Source organism: Amycolatopsis sp. NPDC059021 (genome assembly GCF_042739895.1).
Lineage (GTDB): Bacteria > Actinomycetota > Actinomycetes > Mycobacteriales > Pseudonocardiaceae > Amycolatopsis.
Genome location: NZ_JBHYIQ010000011.1, coordinates 64,864 through 70,329, shown reverse-complemented (window position 1 = coordinate 70,329; position 5,466 = coordinate 64,864). Strand labels below are relative to the sequence as shown.

Here is a 5,466-nt window from a genome sequence, read left to right as displayed (position 1 = left end):
CCCCGCGCGCGCGGCGCCGCGCGCGCGCGCGCGCCCCCCCCCGATCCGCCGGAAGCGGGTCGTGCAGCCGCGACCAGGTCAGTCGCCTTCGGCCTCGGTGAGTTCTTCTCGCAGAGTGCGCAGGGTGGCCGACAGCAGCCGGGACACGTGCATCTGGGACAGCCCCACCCGCGCGGCGATCTGCGACTGGGTCATGTTGCCGTAGAAGCGCATGATCAGGATCGACTGCTCCCGCTGGGGCAGCTTCCGCAGCAAGGGCCGCAGCGCCTCGTGGTTCTCGACGCCTTCCAGATCGGGGTCGTCCTCGCCCAGTGTGTCGGCGAGGGAAAGGTCTTCGGTCTCGGTGCTCACGGGACGGTCTATCGACGTGGCCTGGTAGGCGTTGCCCGCGATGAGCGCCTCGGTCACCTCCTCGACGTCGAGATCGAGATGGTCGGCCAGTTCCTTGGCCGTCGGCGCCTTGCCCCAGCGCTGTGCCAGCGTGGTGGTCGCCCGGTTGAGCGCCAGGTGGAGTTCCTTGAGCCGCCTCGGCACCCGGACCGACCAGCCCGAGTCCCGGAAGTACCGCCGGACCTCGCCCATCACGGTCGGTACGGCGAAGTCCAGGAAGTCGGTGCCGCGCCCCGGCTCGAACCGGTCCACGGCGTTGACCAGGCCCAGCCGTGCCACCTGTACGAGGTCCTCGTGCGCTTCGCCACGACGCGCGAAGCGGCGGGCGATGTGTTCGGCCAGCGGCAGGTGCTCCTCGATGAGCTGCCTGCGGAGCCGCTCCCGGCCGGCGTCCGTCGCGTCCGGTCGGTGCAGGGCCTCGAACAACGCCGCGGAATCGCCGTAGGTGTCCCGGTGCCGTTGGCGCCGGGGCGCGGGGATGCCTTCGGTCGTTTCAGGGCGTTCGCGGGTGCGTACAGCCATGCCTGGTAATACCCGCCACGGTTCGATCTCAATCGGATCGCGATTCACCCCGGCTCCGCCGAGGACAGCCGAAAAGACTTTCGAGCAGGCTCAGCGGCCGTCGTCCGCGCGCATCCCCCGCCACAGCAGGTCGGCGAGATTCGCCGTCTGACGCCGCCAGTCGCCGTTCGGGTCGAGATAGAGCAGGCCGCCCAGCCCGCGCAGGACCGTCTCCGGTTCCAGATCGTCGCGGACGGTGCCCGCCTCGACGTTCGCCTCCAGCAGGGTCGCGACCGCGCCGACCATCGCCTCGTAGGCGCTCGCGGGCAGTTCCCCCTGGGAGGCGGTCGCGACACGCAGGGCGTTGGCCAGGCCCCGCTTGGTCATCATGTAGTGCGCCAGATGGTCGGTGGTCCAGGTCCGGAAGGCCTGTTCCGGCGCGTGCTTCTCGAGCAGCCTCGGCACGACGTCGACGAGGTGGCGCACCTCGCGCTGGTAGACCGCCAGGATGAGCGCTTCCGGCGTGGGAAAGTGCCGGTACACCGTGCCGACGCCGACTCCCGCCTTCTTCGCGATGGCGTTGAACGACACCTCTCCCGTGCAGGCCAGCGACTCCGCCGCCGTGATGAGGATCCGCTCGTGGTTGCGCCGGGTGTCCGCACGCCGGTGGCTGACCGGCCCCGCTGATCCCGCCACCATCGTTCCTCCCGGCTCTCCCTCTGCCCTGCAATGTAATGCACGGATCCCACGGGACCTGGAGTAACTCCGGATGAGAACGTTCATTGCGGAGCGGATTTTTATCCGCTAGCCTCGGCGGACGAGCGGGAGGCGTGGCAAGACGCGGTTCCGCTCACCCAGCAACCTCAGCTGTCTCTCCCCCACCACCCTATGCCGCCAGGCCCTCCGCACGGATGGGCCGCGGGAAAGAGATCCAGTGGACATCTCACTCGAAGTCAATGGCAGGACCGAACATCTGAGCGTCGAGCCCGGCGTGACGCTGCTGGACGCGTTACGGGAACGGCTCTCCATCACCGGCCCGAAGAAGGGCTGCGACCGAGGTCAGTGCGGCGCCTGCACGGTGCACGTGGGCGGCCGGACGGTGCTTTCCTGCCTCACCCTGGCCGCCACGGTGCACCAGCCGGTGACCACCGTCGAAGCACTGGCAGGCGAGGACGAGCTGCACCCGGTCCAGCAGGCGTTCGTCGACCAGGACGCCCTGCAGTGCGGGTTCTGCACCTCCGGGCAGATCATGTCGGCGGTCGCGGCGGTCCGCGACGGCGTCGAGGACGTCCGGGAGTTCATGTCGGGCAACATCTGCCGCTGTTCGGCGTACCCGAACATCGTCGCGGCGATCGACCAGGCGAGGCGGGCCGATGCGTCCCTTTGACCTCACCGCGCCCACGACCGTCGAAGCCGCGCTCGCCACGCCCGGCACGTTCCTGGCGGGCGGGACCACGCTCGTCGACCTGATGAAACTCAACGTCCTGACCCCGCCGCGGGTGCTGGACATCAACGCGCTCCCGTTGCGGGGCATCGACACCGGGGACGGGCTGCGGATCGGCGCGCTGGAGCGGATGAGCGACATCGCCGCGCACCCCGGCGTGTACCCGGTGATCTCGCGCGCCCTGCTGCTCAGCGCGTCCCAGCAGCTGCGGAACATGGCCAGCATCGGCGGCAATCTGCTGCAGCGCACCCGGTGCACGTATTTCCGCGACGTCGCCACCCCGTGCAACAAGCGGCATCCCGGCAGTGGCTGCCCGGCGATCTCGGGCGCCAACCGGATGCACGCGGTGCTGGGCACGAGCGACCACTGCGTGGCGACCCACGCCAGTGACGTCGCCGTCGCCCTCGTCGCGCTCGACGCGGAAATCCGGCTGGCGAACGAGCACGGGGAAAGGACCGTCAAGCTCGCCGACTTCTACCGCCTTCCCGGGGAAACCCCGGAGGTGGAGAACGATCTGCGCCCCGGCGAGCTGATCACCGAGGTCGTCGTCCCCCGGCTGGACTGGGCCGCGCGGTCCACCTACGTCAAGGTGCGGGACCGGCAGTCCTACGAGTTCGCGCTCTGTTCCGCCGCGGTCGCGCTGGACATCCGGGACTCGCACATCGTCGACGCCAGGGTGGCCGCCGGCGGCGTGGCGACCGTGCCGTGGCGCCTGCCGGAGGTCGAGGCGGCCCTGCGCGGCGCGCCCGCGACCCTCGCCTCCTTCGAGGCCGCCGCGGCGCTGGCCGCCGAAGGCGCGAAGCCGTTGTCCATGAACGGTTTCAAGGTGTCCTTGCTGAAGCGGACCGTGATCCGCGCACTGCTCGAACTGACCGAGGGGAGCCACTCATGACCAGCAGGGTGGACGGCCCGCTGAAAGTCACCGGCAGGGCCAAGTACGGGACGGACCACAACTTCGCCGGGATGGTCCACGGCTACGTCGTGCTCAGCACGATCGCCCACGGCGAGATCGAGGCCATGGACGTCACGGCGGCGAAGAGCGCTCCCGGCGTGATCGGCGTGTACTCGCCGTTCGACCCGCTGAAGCTGACCAAGCCGACCTCGATGTTCGGCGAGGTCTGGGTTCCCTTGCAGGACAAGGAAGTCGCCTACTACGGCCAGCCGATCGGCTTCGTCGTGGCGGAGACCTACGAGCAGGCCCGCGACGCGGCGATGCTGATCGAGGTCACCTACCACGAACGGCCCGCGCTGACCTCGCTGGAGGACGGCCTCGCCACCGCCGAGGACGCCCCGCCCGCACGCGACGGCGCTCCCCCGTCCCTGTCCGTCCTCGCGGACGGCGTCGAGTCCATCGAGGACGCTTTGGCAGCGAGCCCGGTGGTGGTCGAGGCGACGTATTCCACCGCGACCCAGCACCACACGGCGATGGAGCCGCATTCCGCGGTCGCGGTGTGGGACGCCGACGGCCTGACCGTCTACAGTGGAAACCAGGCCTCGGATCTCCAGGCGGCCGAGCTGGCAGGCGCGCTCGGCGTGGACCGGGAGTCGGTCCACGCGATCAACCCGTTCGTCGGCGGGGCCTTCGGCGGCAAGGCCATGACGTCCGCGCCCGCGTTCCTCGCGGCCGCCGCGGCCAGGGCGCTCGGCAAGCCGGTCAAGGCCGCGCTCAGCCGGGAACAGGTCTTCACCGCGACCGCGGGCCGCGCCGCCACGGTCCAGAAGATCACGCTCGGCGCGGAACGGGACGGCACGCTGATCGCGGTGCGCCACGACTCGTGGTGCAGCACCCCGGCGGACCGGTCGTTCGTCGAGCCGACCTCGCACGGCACGTCGCGCGAGTGGTACGCCACGCAGAACCTGGCCATCAGCCAGAAGATGGTCCCGCTGCACATCCCGCCGACCACCTACATGCGGGCGCCGGGCGAGGCGCCGGGCTCCTTCGCGCTGGAGAGCGCGATCGACGAACTGGCGGTCGCGCTGGACATGGACCCGATCGAACTGCGCCTGCGGAACAACTCGACGGCGCCGCCCGGCCGGGACCTGCAATGGTCGAGCAAGCACCTCGACGAGTGCTTCACCATCGGCGCGTCCCGGTTCGGCTGGGCCGACCGCAGGCCGGGCGGACGCACCGACGGCGACTGGCTCGTCGGCCTCGGCACGGCCACCGCGATGTTCCCCGCCCTGCGGTTCCCGGCCACGGTCGAGATCACGCTGCGGGCCGACGAGACGGCGGTGGTCTCGACGAGCGGGGCGGACCCGGGCACCGGGCTGCTGACCGTGCTTTCCCTGGTCGGCGCCGAATCGCTGGACATCCCGCAGGAGCGGATCACGCCCCGGCTCGGCAATTCGGCCTATCCGTCCGGCGGGCTCTCGGGCGGCTCGACCGCCACCGCGAGCGCGGGCACGGCCATCATGGTCGCCGCGGCCACGGTGATCGACGACCTGCTGAAGCTGGCGTCGGCCCCCGGCGCCCCGTTCGACGGCGCCGAAGTCTCCTACGCGGACGGCCGGGTGCTGGGCGACGGCCGGTCGATGACGTTCGGCGAACTACTGCGGGCACTGGCCCGCGACTCGGTCACCGCGACCGGTTCGTCGGCCCCCGGCGAGGAACTGACGAAGCACTCGTTCAGCTCATTCGGCGCCCAGTTCTGCGAGGTGCGGGTGCACCGGTGGACGCGAGAAGCCCGGGTGTCCCGGCTGCTCGGCGTGTTCGACTCCGGTCGGATCATCAACGCGAAGGCGGCCCGCAGCCAGGCCATCGGCGGGATGATCTGGGGCGTGTCGGCCGCGTTGCACGAGGGCCTGGAGATCGAGGAGAACGGCAGGTTCGCCAACGGCGACCTCGCGAGTTACCTCGTTCCGGTGAACGCGGACATCCCCGACGCCGATGTCCACTTCATCGAGTACCCGGACACCCTGCACAACGCCGTCGGCGCGAAAGGGCTGGGCGAGATCGGCATGGTCGGCATGGCGGCGGCGATCGCCAACGCCGTGTACAACGCCACCGGCGTCCGCGTCCGGCACATCCCCATCCAGATCGAGGATCTGCTCGGCGCGTGATACCCCGGGTGCTACCGGCGCGCTCGCCGGGTGCACCCCGGCCCGCGGCCCCCGTGTGCGGGATAGCCGGC

General features: G+C 70.7%; 5 protein-coding genes. 3 read left to right on the top strand and 2 right to left on the bottom strand.

What is annotated here, in order from left to right:
- Positions 1 to 78: 78 nt before the first annotated feature.
- Both ACFWX1_RS08885 and ACFWX1_RS08880 read right to left on the bottom strand, forming a co-directional pair.
- Complete coding sequence (locus ACFWX1_RS08885; protein ID WP_378385381.1) at positions 79 to 912, bottom strand: SigB/SigF/SigG family RNA polymerase sigma factor; 834 nt, start codon at positions 910 to 912, stop codon at positions 79 to 81.
- A 90-nt stretch (positions 913 to 1,002) separates the two neighbouring features.
- The gene (locus tag ACFWX1_RS08880) at positions 1,003 to 1,590 is read right to left on the bottom strand and encodes a TetR/AcrR family transcriptional regulator (protein WP_378385379.1); all 588 of its coding nucleotides are present in this window, start codon (positions 1,588 to 1,590) and stop codon (positions 1,003 to 1,005) included.
- A 235-nt stretch (positions 1,591 to 1,825) separates the two neighbouring features.
- Here ACFWX1_RS08880 and ACFWX1_RS08875 point away from each other — a divergent pair, with 235 nt between their 5' ends.
- From ACFWX1_RS08875 to ACFWX1_RS08865, 3 genes are read left to right on the top strand one after another with little or no spacing between them, the layout of a single operon-like run.
- Positions 1,826 to 2,278 carry a (2Fe-2S)-binding protein gene (locus tag ACFWX1_RS08875; RefSeq protein ID WP_378385377.1) on the top strand — a complete coding sequence of 151 codons (453 nt, stop codon included), beginning with the start codon at positions 1,826 to 1,828 and terminating at the stop codon, positions 2,276 to 2,278.
- Complete coding sequence (locus tag ACFWX1_RS08870; RefSeq protein WP_378385375.1) at positions 2,265 to 3,227, top strand: FAD binding domain-containing protein; 963 nt, start codon at positions 2,265 to 2,267, stop codon at positions 3,225 to 3,227. Before ACFWX1_RS08875 ends, ACFWX1_RS08870 begins: the two co-directional genes overlap by 14 nt.
- Positions 3,224 to 5,395, top strand: a complete 2,172-nt coding sequence (locus ACFWX1_RS08865) for a xanthine dehydrogenase family protein molybdopterin-binding subunit (protein WP_378385373.1) — start codon at positions 3,224 to 3,226, stop codon at positions 5,393 to 5,395. Before ACFWX1_RS08870 ends, ACFWX1_RS08865 begins: the two co-directional genes overlap by 4 nt.
- Positions 5,396 to 5,466: the final 71 nt, after the last annotated feature.

Coding starts and splice junctions, on each gene's coding strand:
- ACFWX1_RS08885 (WP_378385381.1), bottom strand. CDS start 912: ATGGCTGTACGCACCCGCGAACGCCCTGAAACGACCGAAGGCATCCCC.
- ACFWX1_RS08880 (WP_378385379.1), bottom strand. CDS start 1,590: ATGGTGGCGGGATCAGCGGGGCCGGTCAGCCACCGGCGTGCGGACACC.
- ACFWX1_RS08870 (WP_378385375.1), top strand. CDS start 2,265: ATGCGTCCCTTTGACCTCACCGCGCCCACGACCGTCGAAGCCGCGCTC.
- ACFWX1_RS08865 (WP_378385373.1), top strand. CDS start 3,224: ATGACCAGCAGGGTGGACGGCCCGCTGAAAGTCACCGGCAGGGCCAAG.